The sequence below is a fragment of the Blautia faecis genome (assembly GCF_027662325.1).
Taxonomy (GTDB): domain Bacteria; phylum Bacillota; class Clostridia; order Lachnospirales; family Lachnospiraceae; genus Blautia_A; species Blautia_A faecis.
The window spans coordinates 1-19,837 of the sequence record NZ_JAQDKY010000034.1; the positions used below are offsets into that span (position 1 = coordinate 1).

Below are 19,837 nucleotides of genomic sequence, written 5' to 3' on the forward strand. Positions count from 1 at the left end.
AACAAAGATTATTATGGGAGGTAGTCTAAATGAGATTAAAAGATAAAGTTGCAATCATTACGGGTGGAAGCCGTGGTATAGGATTTGCTACAGCTGATAAATTCTTGAAGGAAGGTGCTTCAGTTGTGTTGGCAGCAAGTTCACAGGAATCGGCAGATGTTGCTGTAGATAAATTAAAAGAAAAATATCCCAATGCAATAGTGGCTGGAATTAGTCCAAATCTGGCAAGCATGGAGTCTGTCAGAAAGGCTTTTAAAGAGGCAACTGAAAAATATGGATGTGTCGACATACTGGTAAATAATGCAGGGATTTCAGAAAACACCTCATTTATGGATTATACAGAGGAGACTTTTGATAAAGTCATGGATCTAAATGTAAAAGGAGTATTTAATACTACTCGTGTAGCAGCAGAATGTATGGTGGCAAGAGGCAAGGGGGTCATTCTCTCAACTTCTTCCATGGTGAGTATTTCGGGACAGCCAAGTGGGTTTGCTTATCCGGCATCGAAGTTTGCAGTAAACGGATTGACTGTATCATTAGCAAGAGAACTAGGACCTAAAGGTATTCGTGTTAATGCTGTTGCACCTGGGATTACAGAAACTGATATGATGAAGGCCGTGCCAAAGGAAGTTATCGAACCTATGATTGAAAGAATTCCATTGCGTCGTCTTGGACAGCCAGAAGATATTGCCAATGCGTTTGTGTTTCTTGCTTCAGATGAGGCGAGTTACATTACAGGTGTTATATTAAGTGTAGATGGTATGGCAAGAAGTTAAGTTAATGAGGTATGGTGATGTAATCACGGAAAATAAATGAAATTAAGACTATAATAAATCTACAAAAAGAAAAAGATAAGGAGGACTGTAAAATGTCTGCTATTAATATCAATAAAAATAATTTTCAGAACGAAGTACTGAATTCCGATAAACCCGTTCTTTTAGATTTTTGGGCATCTTGGTGTGCGCCTTGCCGTATGGTAGTACCTATTGTAGAGGAGATTGCAAGTGAGCGTAGAGATATTAAAGTTGGAAAGATTAATGTAGATGAAGAGCCTGAACTGGCAAATAAGTTCAGTATTATGAGCATTCCAACTTTAGTGGTTATGAAGAATGGGAAGATTGTACAGCAGGTTTCAGGGGCGAGACCTAAGAATGCGATTTTAGAAATGCTTTAGGGAGGTGTGCTAATGGGATTTTTTGATCTCTTTAAACAGTCGAATATTAATCAAGGCATAGAAGAATATAAAAGGACTGATGATGCAGTTCTGCTGGATGTACGTACACCGCAGGAATATCAGGAAGGACATATACCAGAAAGTAAAAATGTGCCGTTGCAGCAACTTGACAATATTGCTTCTGTAGCGAAGAATAAGGATATCCCACTGTTTGTATACTGTTATTCCGGTTCACGAAGCCGCCAGGCAACTGGGATACTGCAACGAATGGGATATTCTAAAGTAAATAATATCGGTGGCATTGCAGCTTACTCAGGAAAGGTGGAAAAATAAAATGAAGGTAATAATTGTAGGAGGTGTAGCCGGAGGAGCTACAGCCGCAGCAAGAATACGCAGACTGAATGAACATGCTGAAATTACTGTGTTTGAAAGATCCGGATACATATCCTATGCAAATTGTGGACTTCCATATTATATTGGAGACGTGATCACAGACCCGGAAGAACTTACACTACAGACACCAGAGAGTTTTTTTAAACGCTTCCGTATTAACATGAAAATTCATCATGAAGTTATCTCCATACATCCGGAACGTAAAACGGTTTCAGTGAAAAATTTAGAGAATGGTGAGATATTTGAAGAAAAATATGATAAGCTGATCCTCTCTCCAGGTGCAAAGCCAACACAGCCGAGACTTCCCGGAGTAGGTATTGATAAACTTTTTACACTTCGTACTGTAGAAGACACTTTTCGGATAAAGGAATATATAAATAAGAATCATCCAAAATCGGCTGTATTGGCAGGTGGCGGTTTTATTGGTCTGGAACTGGCAGAAAATTTGAGGGAGCTTGGCATGGATGTTACGATTGTCCAGCGGCCTAAGCAGCTGATGAACCCTTTTGACCCGGATATGGCATCCATGATCCATAATGAAATGAGAAAGCATGGGATAAAACTGGTACTGGGCTATACAGTAGAAGGATTTAAAGAAAAAGACAACGGAGTGGAGGTCCTGTTGAAAGATAATCCATCCCTTCAGGCTGATATGGTAGTTCTGGCAATCGGAGTCACACCAGACACAGTATTAGCAAAAGAAGCCGGTCTGGAACTTGGCATCAAGGAAAGTATTATAGTGAATGACAGAATGGAAACCTCTGTACCGGATATTTATGCTGCAGGTGATGCAGTTCAGGTAAAACATTATGTTACGGGTAATGATGCGCTGATTTCTTTGGCAGGACCAGCCAATAAACAGGGCAGAATCATCGCTGATAATATTTGTGGCGGTGATAGTCGTTACCTGGGCAGTCAGGGAAGTTCCGTTATAAAAGTGTTTGATATGACAGCAGCCACTACAGGTATCAATGAAACCAATGCCAAAAAGTCAGGATTAGAGGTAGATACAGTAATTCTTTCTCCTATGAGTCATGCCGGTTACTATCCTGGTGGAAAAGTGATGACCATGAAGGTGATTTTTGAAAAAGAGACCTATCGTTTGCTTGGTGCTCAGATTATTGGATATGAAGGAGTTGATAAACGTATTGATGTGCTGGCAACAGCAATCCATGCAGGGCTGAAGGCAACCCAGCTGAAGGATTTGGATCTCGCATATGCACCGCCTTATTCCTCTGCCAAGGATCCTGTAAATATGGCAGGATTCATGATAGACAATATAGCAAAAGGTACCTTAAAACAATGGCATCTGGAAGATATGGATAAGATTTCTAGAGATAAAAGTGTTGTGTTGCTGGATGTGAGAACTGTAGGTGAATTTAACAGGGGGCATATGGATGGATTCAAAAACATTCCTGTAGATGAACTAAGGGAACGTATCAATGAAATTGAGAAGGGAAAGCCTGTTTACCTGATATGCCAGAGTGGGCTGCGAAGTTATATTGCCAGTCGTATTCTGGAAGGAAATGGATATGAAACATACAACTTCTCCGGCGGATTCCGCTTCTATGATGCAGTTGTCAATGACCGTGCGCTGATTGAAAAGGCATATGCATGTGGTATGGATTATTAAAAATAATCATAATATTTTTATAATTTTCTTATAGCATAAAAAGATCCCCCATTTATTAGAATGACTTTCATAATTCTGATAAATGGAGGATTCTTCTTTATATGTTACAGAAAAGCAATTTTATGACCTTTGGAGTGTTTCCAGTCTTTTTGGATCAAGGATTGTGATTTTGCCGCGGGAGAGTTTGACGAGACCCTCGCCTTGAAAGTATCGAAGCATTCGAGTGATAACTTCCCTGTGGGAACCAAGATGATTAGCAATCGTCTCATGAGTGATTTTCAGCTCGTTTGTTCCTTCGATAGAGGTCTCTTCTAAAAGAAATGAAGCAACACGCTTATCCAAACTCTTCCACATGATTTGTTCAATCAGCCACATGACATCAGAAAAACGGGTGGCTATTAACTCATTGGTATAGTTTGCGACGGGAGCAGATTCCTTCATAATGCCCTTATAGATTTCAGCAGGGATGATCCAAAGATCAGTATCTTTTTCTGCTTCAATGGTTACTTCAAATTGAATGGAGCGTATGATACATGAGGCGGATAAAAGACACATATCCATATCGAACAGACGGTAAAGTGTAATCTCTCGTCCTTCATCTGAAAGTATGTAGGTTCGAAGCTGCCCGGATTTAACCAGTAATAATCCAGTGCAATCCAGGTTTCCATTGTGAATGATTGTCCCTTTTTTTACATACTGTGTGATTAAATTGTCTGAAATTATTTTTTTCTGTGTTGTATTTAAGTCATTCCATAGTGGAAAACAATTTTCGAAGTTCATAACTGTTATCTCCTTTACGAATATAGTATACTTGCTTTTTTTAGATGCGTCAATTATGTAACTGGCATATGCCATAAATAGAAATAAAAAGAAGTGTAATAAAGTAAATTATCTTTTCTGTGATATCATCACAGAAGCAAGATCTTTTATGCGATATATTAAGTTCAAACAGGAGAAGGAGTTGAAAAATATGACATCAATAAATATAAATAAAGAAAAGTTTGGACAATTAATTCATAAAGAAAAACCGGTTTTGGTTGATTTCTGGGCACCTTGGTGTGGTTATTGCCGTAGAATTGGAGCGGCTTATGAAAAAATAAGTGAAGAATACAGCGATATTCTTATTGCTGGAAAAGTAAATATTGATGAAGAACCACAGATTGCAGAAGCTGAAAAGATTGAGATAATTCCTACGCTGGTTTTATATCGGGATGGAAAGGCAATAGATTCTATTGTTGCACCTGAATCAAAAATAATGATAGAGAATTTTATTAATGAAGCATTGGAAAAATAAAAGGAGGACTGCTGTATGAATGAAAATCATGTTTACGATATGATTATCGTGGGTGGAGGACCTGGAGGGTATACTTCAGCATTATACGCAGCCAGAGCAGGATTTGATACAATTGTTTTAGAAAAATTATCTGCAGGTGGTCAGATGTCATTGACCTGGCAGATTGATAACTATCCTGGTTTTGAAAATGGAATTGACGGATTTTCATTGGCAGAGAAAATGCAAAAACAGGCGGAAAAATTTGGCGCTAAAAGTGAATATGCTGAAGTTTTTAATATGGATTTAACAGGAAAGCTTAAGAGAGTAGAAACTAGTTCGGGAATTTATATTGGGAAAACAGTAGTGATTGCTACTGGAGCAAATCCAAGAGAACTTGGTCTCGCTAAAGAAAAAGAATTGATAGGTCATGGGGTTGCTTATTGTGCCTCCTGTGATGGTATGTTTTATAAAGATAAGATCGTGGTGGTTGTTGGTGGTGGAAATTCTGCTGTATCAGATGCTGCTCTTTTAAGTCGAATTGCTAAGAAAGTCATCATTGTTCATCGTAGAGATACATTACGTGCAACGAAAATCTACCATGACCAGCTGATGAAAACTGAAAATATAGAGTTTCGATGGAATAATACAGTAAATGAACTGATTTATGGAGAACGATTGACTGGTGTGCGGTTGAAAGATACAGTTACAGGAGAAGAAAACATTATAGAATGTGACGGCCTGTTTGTGAGTATAGGAAGAAAACCGACAACAGATTTTTTAGATAATCAGATAGAACTGGATAATAAAGGATATATTGTGGCAGGTGAAAACACTGAAACGAGTATTCCGGGTGTTTATGCTGTAGGAGATGTCAGAACAAAGTTACTTCGTCAGATAGTAACAGCAGTGGCAGATGGTGCTATGGCAGTACATATGGCAGAAGAGTATATGGAGAAATAATAATCAGAATTTGAATAGTGAACTTTTTATACTGAAATATGTACGATTTCAATAATGACATGAACTTATGGGAACGTATTGCGGATACTTTGTGAACTTTATCCTGATACAATGATTATGCTGATGAAAGAAGGCATTCAGAATGGAATTACACTAGAAATACTTATGACAAAAAAACATAAGAAAACACCGGAAGAAAAAGCAGCTGTTGCGAAACAAAAGAAACAACAGATGAGAGCAAAACTGAAAAAAGAAACAAGAGATAATCTGGCTAAAGAAGAGATCTTGCAAGATGACCGATTTTTCTTTATTGCCGGTTATACCTCCGGAGGTGCACCGTATGGTATCACCTGGGAGGAAATGGGTCTGAAACCTTGGGATGATTTGGAGGAAAATAAAATGGTGTAAAAGTGGTGTAAACAAACAAAAATCAGCTGTGAAGATTATTGAAAACTATTGAAAACAATACGCTTCTCATATAAATATGCAAAAAAAAGTGGGTTATTATATTTTTTTACATATAAAAAGAAATTGTGAAATTTTTATCTTTAAATGTGCGAAAATTATGAAAATCGTGCGTATTCATATACTTATACAGAAGAATTTTCATGTAATAAGGCTAAGAAATGAGGCGTAGCGATAGAATACGGAGCTGATTTGCACAATAAAATATAAAAAAACCAGATAAATCAATACGTCATTTAAAAACAAATTCTTAACAAATAATGAATTTTGTATATATTCAAACGTTTTTGTTGCACTTCTTTTGTCAATTTGCTATAATTGGTACAATAAACAGAAAGAAATGGGAGAGGTGAACTATGAATTTAGGTATCATTGCACATAATAGTAAAAAAGTTCTCATTGAAGATTTCTGTATCGCTTATAAGAACATCCTGGCCAAGCATGAAGTATATGCTACCGGCACTACAGGAAGAAGAATTGAGGAAGCCACCGGTCTTCATGTCCATAAGTTTTTACCGGGCAGTATCGGAGGCGATAAGCAGTTCATGGAAATGGTAGAGCGGCAGGATCTGGATATGGTAATACTTTTCTATAATCCTGTTATGATAGATCCGAAGGAGCCAGACATCACAGCTATTGTAAAGCGCTGTGACCAGTATAATATTCCGGTGGCGACCAATATCGCTACTGCAGAACTTCTTATTCTTGGACTGGCCCGTGGTGATCTGGATTGGAGACTGAATCTGAAATGAGAGTCATCGCAGGAAAAGCAAGACGACTGAACCTTAAGACTGTGCCGGGTATGGACACACGCCCGACCACAGACCGCATCAAAGAAACTCTTTTTAATATTCTTCAGCCTGAACTTCTGGATTGTCACTTCCTTGATCTGTTCAGCGGAAGCGGTGCAATCGGCATTGAGGCATTAAGCCGCGGAGCAGCTCGGGCTGTTTTTGTTGAAAAAAATCCCAAGGCATGCACATGCATAAGAGAAAATCTGACATTTACAAAACTTGCAGATAGTGGTACACTGCTGAATATGGACGTGATGCAGGCCCTTCGTTCCTTAGAAGGAAAGGGCGTTTTCGACTGCATATTTATGGATCCCCCATATAACCATGAGCTGGAGCGTCAGGTTCTGGAATACCTTCAGGACAGCAGTATTCTGGATGAGAATACACTGATCATCGTGGAAGCTGACCTTACTACAGATTTCGGTTATGTGGAAGATCTTGGCTACAGACAGCTGCGTTCCAAAGAATACAAAACTAACAAGCATATCTTTTTATGCCGGGGAAAGTGAGAAAAATACATGGTAATAGCTGTTTATCCAGGAAGTTTTGATCCGGCCACTTATGGTCATCTGGACATAATCAAGCGTGCAAGCGTATCTTTCGACAAAGTAATCGTAGGAGTTTTGCATAATTCTGCAAAAAGTCCGTTGTTTTCTGTTGAAGAACGTGTTAATATACTAGAAAAGGCAACAAAAGACATGGAGAATGTAGAAATCAAGGCATTCAAGGGTCTTTCTGTGAACTTTGCCAGAGAGAATCATGCACAGGTGATCGTGCGCGGGCTTCGTGCAGTTACAGATTTTGAATTTGAACTGCAGATGGCACAGACAAACCGAGTGCTTGCTCCGGATATTGACACCGTGTTTCTGACGACAAGCCTGGAATATGCATATCTTAGCTCTACTATTATGAAAGAAGTAGCAGGCTATGATGGCGACCTGAGCAAATTTGCTCCGCCGGAAATTACCGAAGCTGTTAAGAAAAAAATGCACGATTTGAAGAAATAGAATAAGGAGAGTTTACTATGAGCAGCAGAATTGAACAGATCATTGAAGAAATCGAAGAATATGTAGACAGTTGTAAATATCAGCCACTTTCTACAACTAAGATTGTAGTGAATAAAGAAGAAATCGAAGAGCTTCTTCGTGAACTTCGTCTTAAGACTCCAGACGAGATCAAACGTTATCAGAAGATCATCAGCAATAAGGATGCCATCCTTGAGGATGCACAGACAAAGGCAGATGCACTGATCGCAGATGCACAGAATAAAGCTCAGGAGCTTGTTACCCAGCATGAGATCATGCAGAAAGCATATGCGCAGGCAAACGAGACTATCAATGCAGCGAATCGTCAGGCTCAGGAGATTCTGGATTCCGCTACACAGGATGCTAACAGCATTCGTCTCAGCGCGATCACATACACAGATGACATGATGGCAAACATCGGTTCCGTACTTACCCAGACTCTTGAGGATGCTGGCGGCAAATATAAAGGATTCATCGATGCTCTTCAGGCATGCATGGATGTTGTAAACCATAACCGTCAGGAGCTTGCACCACAGACTGCTCAGGCAGCTGCAATGTCCGGCTCTTATCAGCCGGCTGATACAGAGGCTTCCAAGGAAGATGAAGCTCTTCTGGACGAGATTGGCGATAACTAATTTTGCTGCGCGAAATATAGCAGACTTTATCTGATTGCGATTCACTAAAACTATTCTATAAATGTTTTATGTGAGCAGTGATCATGTTTATAAGAATATAAGTATGAGAACAGCAGTAACTGCTGCATTCATACATTTGGCAGAAGCGTACGGATGAAGGGAGAGTTCCTTTCCAAGTACGCTTTTTGTTTGCGCCATAATACAGAATCCTCCGAATGCACTCATACACAGTGCAAGAAATACACGAAGAGAATAAGAAAACCCGGACAGCAGGAGCCCATGGAGCCCAGTGGTAACTTCTATCAGTCCGAGAAGAATATATTTTCCCTGTGCAGGAAGATACCAGAAATGACTTATGGCAGCGGACAGTATAGAGAACATAAGAATGTAACCACCCAGTTTTGCCATAGTTTCAAAACTATTCATAATGACAAAATCCAGAAGCCCGGCAGAAGTATATTCCTGCTCAGATGTTTTTGGCGTACAAAAGGAAAGCAGTGAGTTTTTTCTATAGAATGTAAAGCGAAAAAAACACATGCAGATCATGTCTGATAGAAACAGAATCCCCACAAGAAAACCAATATGTAATTTTCCCTCCAGACAGATATGTCCCACATAAGTAATAAGAAAGGCCGGACTTGGATTATTGCAGAAAGTTAACAAATATTCGGCCTCCTGCCGGCTGATTTTTCCAGCATAATACAAATCTGCGGTTAATTTTGCCCCCATAGGGTAACCGGTGAGAAGTCCCAGAAGAAATACATAGGCTCCTCCTGGAGAAAGCCCAAAAACGACCTTGAAAAAAGGAGCAGTTGGTTGTAAAATTTTTGTAATCCAATCTGTGTGCACCAGAATTCCTGTAAGGATCATAAACGGAAGAAGGGTAGGCAGTAAGGTCTCTAACCACAGTTTCAGTCCGTTTCTTGCCGCAGCAAGAGCTTCGGCCGGGTAACACAGAAGGAAGAGTAAAAGCAGGATAACAGAAAGCAGGATCATTTTTTTCTTCATTTTGACCTCGTTATTAAAAATAAAAGCCCAACATGTGAAGTTATAGTCAGGTTGTGTTCAGCAGCCTGAAGTATGTTTAAAAAAATCTTATATAAAATTTATATTCTGTTTCTGTCTCAAAATGCCGAAAAGATAAATGCAAACCATATATAAAATTTTGGAGGTAACCCATATGGCAATTTTAGAAAACTTCGAACCCAAAAATGTGTTTCACTATTTTGAGGAAATCTGTGGTATTCCACATGGTTCAGGAAATACCAAACAAATCAGTGATTATCTGGTGAATTTTGCAAAGGAGCATGATTTGAAATATGTTCAGGATGACATGAATAATGTTGTGATTTATAAACCTGCAACACCTGGTTACGAAAACGCGCCCACAGTCATCCTTCAGGGACATATGGATATGGTTTGTGCAAAATGCCCGGAAATCGAACATGATTTTACAAAAGATGGACTAAAGCTGGTTGTGAAAGATGGTTTTTTATCAGCCGAGGGCACTACTCTTGGCGGCGATGACGGAATTGCAGTGGCTTATGGCCTTGCACTTTTAGACAGTACAAATTTGCCGCATCCGGCTTTGGAGGTTGTTTTCACAGTTGATGAAGAGACGGGGCTTCTGGGCGCTGACGGATTCGATTGCAGCCTTTTGAAGGGAAGAAGAATGATCAATCTGGATTCTGAAAAAGAGGGCTGTCTGTGGGTGAGCTGTGCCGGTGGTGTTGCTGGAAATTCTTATCTGCCAGTCCGGCGTGTGAACGCTTCCGGCAGAAAAGTTAACGTAAAAGTCTGTGGACTTGTGGGAGGCCATTCCGGAGCTGAAATACACAAAAACCGCGCAAGTGCCAATATTCTTATGGGACAGTTTCTTTATGAACTTTCCCATGTCTGTGGTTATGCATTAAAAGAATTAGAAGGTGGTCAGCAGGACAACGTTATTACAAAAGAATGCGAAGCGGTTCTTCTTGTGCTTCCGGAAGAAATTTCTCAGATCACTTCCCTTGCAAAGAAAATGCAGAAGGATTTCCGGGCAGAATACACTGGTACAGATGATACTATTACAATTCAGATAACAGAAGAAGGGGATATGGATGCACAGGTTCTTCATCCCACCAGCCAGGAAAAAGTGCTTTTTTATCTGATGAACATGCCATTTGGTGTTAAGAAAATGAGTGGTACCATAGAAAATCTGGTGGAAACCTCCTGCAATCCCGGAATTCTGAAGCTGTATGGGGACGAGTTGTTTGTACAGACCAGTATCCGAAGCTCTGTAGGAACTGCCAAAGAGGCTCTTTCCCATAAAATCCAATATCTGACAGAATTTCTGGGAGGCGAATATGAGACTGAGGGGGCTTATCCTGCATGGGAGTATCGTAAAGCTTCTCCTCTTCGTGACAAGATGGTAGAAATTTATAAAAACATGTACGGTAAAGACCTGGAGGTAGTTGCCATTCATGCCGGTCTGGAATGTGGTATTTTTTATGAGCGAATGGAAAACCTTGACTGCACCTCTCTTGGACCGGATATTCTGGACATCCACACCAGCAAAGAACGCCTTGATATGGCTTCTGTGAAACGGGTTTGGGAATATCTGACAGAAGTATTGAAAAATTTGAAAGACTGATAATTACATGTATATTTAAAAGCCTGTTTTTCATAAAACTTTTGGCATACCCCCATTAAATAGTAACTGTGGCTGCCATAGCCTTTGATCATTCGAATCAGCTGTATTTGGAAAAATATTTTCCATACAGCTGATTTTTTGTTCTAATTTTTCTGATTTTCCATATATTATCTGAGGGTGAAAAAATCGTTGCTATTTACTGGTAACAAAAAAATCATCCACCTTTTCCCATATATTAAAGAGAGGAAATGCCATGAAAAGAAAGACCGGGAAACACTTACTCCTTCTTCTTTTTCTTTTGCCGCTGCTTATCTTGCTTCAGAATTTTATTCAGCAAAGAAGCCAGGCCTCCCTGTTAAAACCGGACACCTGTTTTACAGAAAGCTTCCGGGAACAGGCTTTGTCGTCTGCGCTATATGCAGAGTTAGAAGAAAGAGTACATTCGGATGGAGAATTTGCCGATCTTCTTACAACAACTATGCTGAATGGAAAATTTTTTCCAAAATATCTTTCCGGGAACAGGGAAGCATATCTCCGCTTCAAGCCCAAAGCCTATTATGACCTGAGAAGCTGTTATCTGGCTGTCTGGAAAGACCTGGAAAATTTTCCCATTCCAATCAGAAACGATAGAGAAATATGGCAAGAGATTTTTTATGAAAACACCTTTGGCGCTGCCCGAAGCTATGGTGGAAGCCGGACGCACGAAGGCTGCGATCTCTTTGGCAGGGTTTCTCAATCCGGATTTTATCCTGTGATTTCCATGACTGATGGCAAAATAGAAAAAATCGGATGGCTTCCTCTTGGCGGATACCGGATCGGAATCCGTTCTCCTCATGGAGGGTATTTTTATTATGCCCATCTTGCATCCTATGAAAAATATTTTCAGACAGGTGAAGCAGTGGAAGCGGGGCAGATCCTTGGATTCATGGGAGATACCGGATACGGAGAAGAAGGAATGTCCGGAAAATTTCCGGTTCATCTTCATCTGGGAATCTACATAAATCCACAGGGAAAAGAGGAACTGAGTGTGAACCCTTACTATGTCTTACAGGCAATGGAGAAAAAAGTAAAAAAATACACTTATTGATAACAAATTTTTTGAAATATATGCTATAATGATTAAACATATGGGCAGACACACTTAAATTTAACTGCAGAATATTTTTCATAATACAATGCCCATATTCTGTAAGGAGCGATTTATATGGAAATACAGTTATGGAGAAGCATTTTATGCCCCTACGAACTGGCAGTCAGGGAACTGATTGTCAAATTTGAACACATTATCAGCGAACATCGAGAAAATGATCTGTATTCCCCTATTGAGCAGGTAAGCGGACGAGTGAAAAGTGTATCCAGCATTCTGGAGAAAATGCAGCGCAAGCATATTCCTATGGAACGCATGGAGGAAGAAGTAGAAGACATTGCCGGAATCCGTATTATCTGTCAGTTTGAGGAAGATATTGAGACAGTAGCATCCCTGATCCAAAACCGGTCAGATATGACCATTAAGAGTGAGAAGAATTATCTGAAGCATGTGAAACAGAGTGGTTACAGAAGTCTCCATCTGATCATTTATTATACAGTAGAAACATTAAATGGTCCCCGGAAGCTGCAGGCGGAAATTCAGATCCGCACCATGGCTATGGACTTCTGGGCAACGATCGAACATTCCCTTCAGTACAAATATAAAGGGGACATGCCGCCGCATGTGGCAGAGCGTCTGACGAATGCCGCGGATGCTATTATTTTGCTGGATCAGGAAATGTCTTCTGTGCGCGATGAAATCATGGATTCCCAGAATTCTTCCCAGATGCAGTCCAATCTTGTAAAAGATATTCTCAATAATATAGAAAATCTTTACCGCGTATCCAGCGAACGGGAGATTACCAAAATTCAGACAGAATTTCTTCGTGTTTTCCATACCAAAGATTTGAAACAGCTGGAGCGTTTTCACAGACAGCTTGATATTATCGCGGAAGGTTACCGCGCCCAGGCTGTTTACCATAATATCGGACATCAGCCAGGCAAGAGCTGTATTTCATAAATCTGTCCGAAAATACGTTACTGTTCATTTTGTTCACATCATTCTTGGAACACGCCTTACAGAATGAGCAGTGCATAGGAGAAAAATATAGATGTCACAATTTTTACCAGTTACAAAAAAAGACATGGAGGACAGAGGCTGGGATCAGGTGGATTTTGTCTACGTGACAGGAGATGCTTACGTAGATCATTCCTCTTTTGGAACTGCTATTATCAGCCGCCTTCTGGAGAGCCGGGGCTATAAAGTGGGAATTATCCCTCAGCCCGACTGGCGCAGGAAGGAGAGTATTGCCATATTTGGAGCGCCTCGCCTTGGCTTCCTTGTAAGTGCCGGCAATATGGATTCCATGGTTAATCACTATACCGTTGCAAAAAAGCACCGCCAGAAGGATTCTTATTCTCCTGGCGGTAAAATGGGTTTGCGGCCAGACCGTGCTGTTATTGTATACAGTAATCTGATTCGTCAGACTTTTAAGAAAACTCCTGTAATCCTTGGTGGAATCGAGGCAAGCCTCAGACGTATGGCACATTACGATTACTGGGAAAATAAGGTGAAGCACAGTATCCTCATAGATTCCGGCGCAGACCTGATTTCCTACGGAATGGGAGAGCATTCTATTATTGAGATTGCAGAGGCTCTTGACAGCGGAATCCCTGTCAGCGAAATCACCTACGTGGCAGGAACTGTCTATAAATGCAAGGATCTGTCCCGCACTTACGAGCCGATCATACTTCCTTCTTTTGATGAAGTACAGGCGGATAAGCAGGCTTATGCCAGAAGCTTTGCCATCCAGTATCAGAATACTGACCCTTTTACAGCAGGAACCATGGCCGAATCCTACGGAACAAAGGGTTACGTGATCCAGAATCCACCTGCATTACCTCTTACACAGGAGGAGATGGACGATGTATATGATCTTCCTTATGCGGGAAATTATCATCCCATGTATGAGAAAGACGGCGGAATTCCTGCATTAGAGGAAATTAAATTCAGTCTTACCAGCAACAGAGGATGTTTCGGAAGCTGCAGCTTCTGTGCATTAACTTTTCATCAAGGAAGAATCCTGCAGACCAGAAGTCATGAATCAATTCTGAAAGAAGCGGTCCACATGACCGAGGAGAAAGATTTCAAGGGATATATCCACGATGTAGGCGGACCTACAGCGGACTTTCGCCAGCCTTCCTGCCAGAAACAGCTGACCAGAGGCGTTTGCAAGAACCGTCATTGTCTGTTTCCTGAACCATGTAAGAATCTGACCGCGGATCACAAAGATTACGTTTCTCTTCTTCGTAAGCTCCGGGATCTTCCAAAAGTAAAAAAAGTATTTGTCCGTTCCGGTGTGCGTTTCGATTATGTGTTGGCAGACCCGGACAAAACTTTTCTTAATGAACTTGCCAAATATCATGTAAGCGGACAGCTTCGTGTAGCTCCTGAGCATGTTTCCAATCAGGTGCTGAAATATATGGGCAAGCCGTCCCACGAAGTGTATGAGAAATTTTTGAAGGAATTTGACAAGGCAAATAAGAAGGCTGGCTTACAGCAGTTTGCCGTGCCATATTTTATGTCCTCCCATCCGGGATGTACCATGAAAGAGGCGGTTAAACTGGCAGAATATGTCCGTGATCTTGGCTTTACTCCGGAGCAGGTGCAGGACTTTTACCCAACACCTTCTACACTGTCTACCTGTATGTATTACACGGGAATCCATCCTCTTACAGGCGAAAAGGTTTATGTGCCGAAGAGCGCCCATGAAAAAGCCATTCAACGTGCGCTTATGCAATATAAGAATCCGGTCAACAGAGAACTGGTTCTCGAAGGATTGAAAATTGCAGGGCGTATGGATCTGGTTGGGTATGGGGAAAAATGTTTGATCCGGCCTGTCAGAAAAGGGCATGGTGACAGCAAATATACAGAAAATGCCGGGCGTAACAGAGAATCAAAGCATGGTCCGGCACCAAAGAAAACCATCCGCAATCATCACACAAGAAAAAAGCAGAAATAGGAGTGTTTTCATGAAATTAATGCAGACAAACAAAGGAGAATTCGGATATCTGAAGCGTGAACGAAAGCGCAGGATCATAATTGCTGCCATTATGCTTGGTGTCCCCGTTTTTATTTTTATCAGTATGTGGATCTACCTAGGTACCAGAAATTCTATCTGGACGATCATTGCTCTGGTAGGATCTCTTCCAGGCTGTAAGGCTGTGGTAGATGTGATCATGGTCTATCTGGCAAAGCCTGTAGATCCGGTCCTGTACAAGAAGATCCATGCGCATCAGGGTGATCTTGTAATGGCGTACGAGATGTATATGACTTTCTATGAAAAAAAATGCACCATAGATGCCATTGCCGTGTGCGGAAATACCGTAGTCGGTTATACCAGTGATCCGAAAGCAGATACAAATTTTATGGCTGCAGAAGCCCAGAAACTGGTTCGCAAAAACGGCTATAAAGTAGATGTAAAAATTCTTGGAGAGCTTCGTCCTTTCCTGGAACGTCTTGATTCTATGAACGAACACAAGGAATCCTTAGAAGAAGGGCTTCGCTTTACACCAGATCCAAGATATCCTGATTTTACCAGAGATGAAATGGTGAAGCATGTGATCCTGAATTTGTGTATCTAAGAGGATATCCAGCATGAAAGAATTTATTATTAATGAAAATGAAGCGGGACAGCGCTTTGACAAATATCTAGGAAAGCTTCTCCGTGAAGCTCCAAAAAGCTTTTTTTACAAAATGCTCCGCAAGAAAAATATTACCTTAAACGGCGGCAGAGCCACTGGAAATGAGAAGCTTTCCACTGGTGACCACGTAAAGCTTTTCCTTTCGGATGAGACTTTCGGGAAATTTGCAGGAGTACAGGAAACGGTAGCAAGAGCTCATCAGAAGCTTGACATTGTGTATGAAGACGATAATATCCTTCTGATCAACAAACCTGTGGGAATGCTTTCCCAGCCTGCAGATGATAAGGAACCATCACTGGTAGAATATCTGACGGGGTATCTTCTTGAAAGCGGAGCGGTTACGGAAGCGTCTTTACATACCTTCCGCCCATCTGTCTGCAATCGTCTGGACCGTAATACCAGCGGACTTGTGGCTGCAGGGAAGTCCCTGGCAGGACTTCAGGAGCTTTCTTCATTGTTTCATGATCGAAGCCTTCACAAATTTTACCGTTGCCTGGTAAATGGTGTTATAAAAAATGAAAAATATATCAAAGGATATTTGCATAAAGACGAAAAATGTAATAAAGTAACAGTACAGGAAACGGAAACATCCGGAGCACTTCCCATTGAGACCAGATACCGTCCCCTTGAAGATAACGGAACCGTTACCCTTCTTGAGGTGGAGCTGATCACCGGACGCACACATCAGATCAGGGCACACCTTGCAGGAACTGGTCATCCCCTTATTGGAGATTACAAGTACGGCAGGCGTACCTTAAACGATGAATACTGCAGAAAGTATGGTCTGAAATCGCAGCTGCTTCACGCATACAGGTTGGAAATCCCGGAAATTGAAGGGCGTCTTTCCTATCTGTCTGGCAAAGAGTTCACGGCTCCTTTGCCTTATCTGTTTCAAAAAATCCTGAAAGAGGAACACGTAGAGGAGAATAAATAATATGAAAATCTGGCATGAAGTATGGGACTATATAAAAATGATCATCATTGTAGTTGCTATAGTCCTGGTTATCAACAATGTAGTACTGATCAACGCAAAAATCCCTTCTCCATCCATGGAGAAGACTATTATGACCGGCGACCGTATCTTTGGATTCCGTCTTGCATATGGTATCAATCTGGATCTGTTTGGACATGAGATTTCCAAAAAAGTCAAGGATCCAGAGCGCTTTGACATTGTAATTTTCAAGTATCCGGATGATGAAAGCCAGCTTTTCATCAAACGTGTGATCGGACTTCCGGGAGAGACTGTTGAGATCAAAGACGGAAAGGTATACATCGACGGTTCTGAGACTGCTCTTGATGATTCCTTTATTCCAGAGAAAATGCAGGGAAGCTTCGGTCCATATACCGTTCCGGATAATTGCTATTTTATGCTGGGTGATAACCGAAATGATTCTAAGGATTCCCGCTTCTGGAAGAACACGTTCGTCCGCTTTGACCAGATCGTAGGGAAAGCAGTTGTAAGATATTATCCTTCCATCAAGCTTCTTGGCTACGAGGAACCGTAAGAATGGCCACATGGAACAGCAGAGGGCTCCGGGGTTCTACCCTGGAGGACCTTGTAAACCGAACAAACGAGCAGTACAGGGAGAAGGGACTTGCTCTGATACAGAAGATTCCCACTCCCATCACTCCGGTACGCATGGACAAAGAAAACCGTCACATTACTCTGGCATACTTTGACCAGCGAAGTACTGTTGACTATATAGGTGCAGTACAGGGAATTCCTGTCTGCTTTGATGCAAAGGAATGCAGCGCCCAGACGTTTCCTCTGGCAAATATTCATCCTCACCAGGTGAAATTTATGGAGGACTTTGAAAAACAGAATGGCGTGGCATTTTTTCTTATATTTTTCAGTCAGTTGAACTTATTTTATTATCTGCCTTTTCGGGAACTGTTGGCATACTGGAGACGGATGGAAGAGGGCGGACGGAAAAGCTTCCGCAGGGAGGAACTGGATGAGAAGTATTACCTGCCGAAAAAGAGCGGCTTTCTGGTTCCTTATTTAGAGGGATTAAAATTGGATCTGGAAACACGCGTGTTGCCATAACACACGCAACGTTACTGTTCACTCCGTTTACAGTAACACGCTTCGCGATGCACAGAAATCATGCTTTGCATGATTTCGCGCCGCAACTCTCGGGTTTTCTGTGAACTTTGTTCACAAAAAACATCTCGCGGAATGTTACCAGTGAACAGTAACCACGCAACACTTCGTCTTGACAATCTTGGAATATTCCACTATAATCAACATTGATTTTGCATTATCGTAGTAGCGTGATAAAGTGTTATGTAATTAACAAGCAAGAAACAACATGGAGGAAACATGATATGCAGAGAATTTTTCATACGCCGGAGGGTGTACGGGATATTTACAGTCAGGAATGCAGCCGAAAACAAAAGCTTCAGGAAAAGCTTCACCGTGTATTCCATCAGTATGGCTTTGAAGATATAGAAACTCCCACATTTGAATATTTTGAAGTGTTTAGTAAAGAAGTGGGAACCATTCCCTCCAGGGAGCTTTATAAATTTTTTGACAGAGAAGGCAATACCCTTGTTCTTCGACCTGACTTTACACCGTCCGTTTCCAGAGCCTGTGCTACCTATTTTAACCCTGAAAAAGAAGTAGTAAGTCTGTGTTATACAGGCAACACTTTTATCAATAATTCCAGCTTTCGCGGAAGATTGAAAGAGACAACCCAGATGGGCGTTGAGCGTATGGGCGATGATTCACCGGAAGCAGATGCAGAGATTCTGGCTATGACAGTAGAGTGTCTGCTTGCGACAGGACTTACCGAATTTCAGGTAAGCGTTGGGCAGGTTGATTATTATAAAGCGATTTTTGCCCAGACAGGCATGAGCCAGGAAGAGGAAGAAGAGCTTCGGGAGCTGATTTCCCAGAAAAACTATTTTGGTGTGGAAGAGCTTGTAAAGAATAAGAACATGGATAAATCCCTTGCAAGAGTTCTTTCCCAGCTTCCTCAGATGTTCGGATCGACAGAAGTTCTGGAAAAGGCAAAATCCCTTACGGACAATCCACAGGCATTAAAGGCGGTTGCGCGTCTGGAAGAAATCTATGAGCTTCTGAAAGTTTACGGCTATGAAAAATACGTTACTTTTGATTTTGCAATGTTAAGCAAATATCATTACTATACCGGAATCATTTTCCAGGCTTATACCTACGGTACAGGAGAAGCGTTGATCAAGGGCGGCCGTTACAACCAGCTGATGAAACATTTCGGCAAGCCTGCTGCATCCATCGGGTTTGCCATTGTAGTAGATAACCTTCTGATAGCTCTTTCCAGACAAAAAATCGAAATGGAGGAAGAGGAGGGCGTTACGGTTATCACTTACCGCAAAGAAAACCGTATCCAGGCAATCCAGAAGGCCAAAGAGCTTCGCGCCCAGGGCAGAAATGTAGCCCTTCGCCCAGAGAAAGTTACTAAGGTTTGTGAGGTGGAATTATGAGATATCTGACTTTTGCCCTTACCAAGGGAAGACTTGCAGACAAAACCCTTGCCATACTTGAGAAAATCGGGATCACCTGCGAAGAGATGAAAGATAAGGATTCCCGTAAACTAATTTTTGTAAATGAAGAATTAAAGCTTCGTTTTTTCCTTGCCAAAGGACCAGATGTACCTACATATGTAGAATATGGCGCAGCTGACATCGGAATTGTCGGAAAGGATACGATCCTGGAAGAAGGCCGTAAGCTTTACGAGGTAATGGATCTTGGATTTGGAGCCTGCCGCATGTGCGTTTGCGGACCTGATAGTGCCAAACCCCTTCTGAATTCAAACCAGCTGATCCGTGTGGCAACCAAATATCCAAACATTGCCAAAGATTATTTCTATAATAAGAAGCATCAGACTGTGGAAATCATTAAGCTGAATGGTTCTATTGAGCTTGCACCTATTGTAGGTCTTTCTGAAGTGATCGTAGATATCGTTGAGACCGGAAGCACACTTCGCGAAAATGGACTGAAGGTGTTAGAAGAAGTTTGCCCTCTTTCAGCAAGAATGGTTGTGAATCAGGTAAGCATGAAAATGGAAAATGAAAGAATCAGTAAGCTGATTGAAGATTTACGAAAGGTAATCTGAAATTACTGTTTTTTTCTGGAATAAA

The 19,837-nt window shown here is 41.2% G+C and carries 23 protein-coding genes; 21 read left to right on the top strand and 2 right to left on the bottom strand.

All coding sequences use genetic code 11. The features are described 5' to 3' along the window. Positions 1-29 precede the first annotated feature (29 nt). The 4 genes from PGQ38_RS14430 (at position 30) to PGQ38_RS14445 (ending at position 3,200) form a co-directional block, all read left to right on the top strand. Positions 30-776: an SDR family NAD(P)-dependent oxidoreductase gene (locus tag PGQ38_RS14430; protein ID WP_005421611.1), complete on the top strand. Its 747-nt coding sequence runs from the start codon at positions 30-32 to the stop codon at positions 774-776. Between the two features lie 92 nt (positions 777-868). Continuing rightward, positions 869-1,174: a thioredoxin gene (gene trxA / locus PGQ38_RS14435; RefSeq protein ID WP_005421612.1), complete on the top strand. Its 306-nt coding sequence runs from the start codon at positions 869-871 to the stop codon at positions 1,172-1,174. Between the two features lie 12 nt (positions 1,175-1,186). Continuing rightward, positions 1,187-1,507 (top strand): rhodanese-like domain-containing protein, encoded by a 321-nt coding sequence (locus PGQ38_RS14440; protein WP_005421613.1) that lies wholly within the window; start codon positions 1,187-1,189, stop codon positions 1,505-1,507. A 1-nt stretch (position 1,508) separates the two neighbouring features. Further along, positions 1,509-3,200, top strand: a complete 1,692-nt coding sequence (locus tag PGQ38_RS14445) for an FAD-dependent oxidoreductase (protein ID WP_270432390.1) — start codon at positions 1,509-1,511, stop codon at positions 3,198-3,200. Between the two features lie 120 nt (positions 3,201-3,320). Here PGQ38_RS14445 and PGQ38_RS14450 read toward each other — a convergent pair whose 3' ends face one another. After that, positions 3,321-3,980 (bottom strand): Crp/Fnr family transcriptional regulator, encoded by a 660-nt coding sequence (locus tag PGQ38_RS14450; protein WP_020993353.1) that lies wholly within the window; start codon positions 3,978-3,980, stop codon positions 3,321-3,323. Between the two features lie 190 nt (positions 3,981-4,170). Between PGQ38_RS14450 and PGQ38_RS14455 the strand changes: the two genes are divergently transcribed. The 7 genes from PGQ38_RS14455 (at position 4,171) to PGQ38_RS14485 (ending at position 8,352) form a co-directional block, all read left to right on the top strand. Next, positions 4,171-4,494, top strand: coding sequence for a thioredoxin family protein (locus tag PGQ38_RS14455; protein ID WP_005330449.1), 324 nt, complete (start codon positions 4,171-4,173; stop codon positions 4,492-4,494). Between the two features lie 15 nt (positions 4,495-4,509). Continuing rightward, positions 4,510-5,433, top strand: a complete 924-nt coding sequence (gene trxB, locus PGQ38_RS14460) for a thioredoxin-disulfide reductase (RefSeq protein ID WP_026648815.1) — start codon at positions 4,510-4,512, stop codon at positions 5,431-5,433. Positions 5,434-5,598: 165 nt separating this feature from the next. Next, positions 5,599-5,841: a hypothetical protein gene (locus PGQ38_RS14465; protein WP_118583170.1), complete on the top strand. Its 243-nt coding sequence runs from the start codon at positions 5,599-5,601 to the stop codon at positions 5,839-5,841. A gap of 413 nt (positions 5,842-6,254) precedes the next feature. Further along, positions 6,255-6,650 carry a methylglyoxal synthase gene (locus tag PGQ38_RS14470; RefSeq protein WP_021926957.1) on the top strand — a complete coding sequence of 132 codons (396 nt, stop codon included), beginning with the start codon at positions 6,255-6,257 and terminating at the stop codon, positions 6,648-6,650. Further along, entirely contained in the window at positions 6,647-7,201 is a 555-nt protein-coding gene (gene rsmD, locus PGQ38_RS14475) for a 16S rRNA (guanine(966)-N(2))-methyltransferase RsmD (RefSeq protein WP_118583107.1), read from the top strand. Before PGQ38_RS14470 ends, rsmD begins: the two co-directional genes overlap by 4 nt. A gap of 9 nt (positions 7,202-7,210) precedes the next feature. Then, positions 7,211-7,699 carry a pantetheine-phosphate adenylyltransferase gene (gene coaD, locus PGQ38_RS14480; protein ID WP_118583104.1) on the top strand — a complete coding sequence of 163 codons (489 nt, stop codon included), beginning with the start codon at positions 7,211-7,213 and terminating at the stop codon, positions 7,697-7,699. Positions 7,700-7,716: 17 nt separating this feature from the next. Next, positions 7,717-8,352, top strand: coding sequence for an ATPase (locus PGQ38_RS14485; protein WP_118583101.1), 636 nt, complete (start codon positions 7,717-7,719; stop codon positions 8,350-8,352). An 87-nt stretch (positions 8,353-8,439) separates the two neighbouring features. Here PGQ38_RS14485 and PGQ38_RS14490 read toward each other — a convergent pair whose 3' ends face one another. After that, the gene (locus PGQ38_RS14490) at positions 8,440-9,360 is read right to left on the bottom strand and encodes a hypothetical protein (RefSeq protein WP_204452124.1); all 921 of its coding nucleotides are present in this window, start codon (positions 9,358-9,360) and stop codon (positions 8,440-8,442) included. Between the two features lie 172 nt (positions 9,361-9,532). On the opposite strand from PGQ38_RS14490, the gene PGQ38_RS14495 reads away from it, so the two are divergent. The 10 genes from PGQ38_RS14495 to hisG all read left to right on the top strand — a co-directional run bounded on the left by PGQ38_RS14495 (position 9,533) and on the right by hisG (position 19,812). Next, positions 9,533-10,984, top strand: a complete 1,452-nt coding sequence (locus tag PGQ38_RS14495) for an aminoacyl-histidine dipeptidase (protein ID WP_204452122.1) — start codon at positions 9,533-9,535, stop codon at positions 10,982-10,984. A gap of 253 nt (positions 10,985-11,237) precedes the next feature. Further along, entirely contained in the window at positions 11,238-12,071 is an 834-nt protein-coding gene (locus tag PGQ38_RS14500) for a M23 family metallopeptidase (protein ID WP_270432397.1), read from the top strand. A gap of 117 nt (positions 12,072-12,188) precedes the next feature. Then, complete coding sequence (locus PGQ38_RS14505; RefSeq protein WP_270432399.1) at positions 12,189-13,031, top strand: GTP pyrophosphokinase; 843 nt, start codon at positions 12,189-12,191, stop codon at positions 13,029-13,031. Positions 13,032-13,122: 91 nt separating this feature from the next. Continuing rightward, positions 13,123-15,033, top strand: a complete 1,911-nt coding sequence (locus PGQ38_RS14510) for a YgiQ family radical SAM protein (RefSeq protein WP_270432402.1) — start codon at positions 13,123-13,125, stop codon at positions 15,031-15,033. Positions 15,034-15,043: 10 nt separating this feature from the next. Further along, positions 15,044-15,655, top strand: a complete 612-nt coding sequence (locus tag PGQ38_RS14515) for a hypothetical protein (protein ID WP_173718994.1) — start codon at positions 15,044-15,046, stop codon at positions 15,653-15,655. A 13-nt stretch (positions 15,656-15,668) separates the two neighbouring features. After that, positions 15,669-16,649 carry an RluA family pseudouridine synthase gene (locus PGQ38_RS14520; protein WP_195700303.1) on the top strand — a complete coding sequence of 327 codons (981 nt, stop codon included), beginning with the start codon at positions 15,669-15,671 and terminating at the stop codon, positions 16,647-16,649. 1 nt (position 16,650) lies between these two features. Continuing rightward, entirely contained in the window at positions 16,651-17,220 is a 570-nt protein-coding gene (gene lepB, locus PGQ38_RS14525; protein WP_173716740.1) for a signal peptidase I, read from the top strand. Positions 17,221-17,222: 2 nt separating this feature from the next. Then, the gene (locus tag PGQ38_RS14530; RefSeq protein WP_118583463.1) at positions 17,223-17,762 is read left to right on the top strand and encodes a Holliday junction resolvase RecU; all 540 of its coding nucleotides are present in this window, start codon (positions 17,223-17,225) and stop codon (positions 17,760-17,762) included. Positions 17,763-18,043: 281 nt separating this feature from the next. Next, positions 18,044-19,180, top strand: a complete 1,137-nt coding sequence (hisZ, locus tag PGQ38_RS14535) for an ATP phosphoribosyltransferase regulatory subunit (protein WP_204452119.1) — start codon at positions 18,044-18,046, stop codon at positions 19,178-19,180. Continuing rightward, positions 19,177-19,812: an ATP phosphoribosyltransferase gene (gene hisG, locus PGQ38_RS14540; protein WP_118583467.1), complete on the top strand. Its 636-nt coding sequence runs from the start codon at positions 19,177-19,179 to the stop codon at positions 19,810-19,812. The genes hisZ and hisG overlap by 4 nt, the downstream gene beginning before the upstream one ends. Positions 19,813-19,837 lie beyond the last annotated feature (25 nt).